This window comes from Allobosea sp. 2RAB26, from assembly GCF_052115465.1.
In the GTDB taxonomy this organism is placed as follows: domain Bacteria; phylum Pseudomonadota; class Alphaproteobacteria; order Rhizobiales; family Beijerinckiaceae; genus Allobosea.
Genome location: NZ_JBFRGS010000097.1, coordinates 1 through 393, shown reverse-complemented (window position 1 = coordinate 393; position 393 = coordinate 1). Strand labels below are relative to the sequence as shown.

At 70.5% G+C, this 393-nt stretch carries 1 pseudogene; it reads right to left on the bottom strand.

The features are described from left to right. Positions 1-393 (bottom strand): annotated as a pseudogene (locus AB4118_RS34190) (HlyD family efflux transporter periplasmic adaptor subunit); the annotation flags it as partial.

Genomic DNA, 393 nt, shown 5'->3' with positions numbered 1-393 from the left:
CCTGACCTGGTCGATATCGGTCGGCGCGATCCTGACCTCGACGGTGAGCCTGGCCTCGCCCGGTACGATGGTGGCGAGACGGGCAGCCGGGGTGATGACGCCGCCGACGGTGAAGACGGTCAACTCGTTGACGAGGCCGGCGATCGGGGCGCGGATCTCGGAGCGTGAGAGCCGGTCCTCACTGGCGAGACGCCGGTCGCTGAGCTCGGAGACCTTGGCCTCGACCTGGCGCAGCTCGCGCTGGGCCTCGGTGCGGGCGGTCTCGTCGACGGCGATGATCTGGAGGCGGGCGTCGCTGACGCGCAGCCGGGCGCGGGCGATCGAGGCTTCGATCTCGCCGCGCTCGCCGAGCAGGCGAGCCCATTCGCGGTTGATGTTGTAGACCTTCGTGCC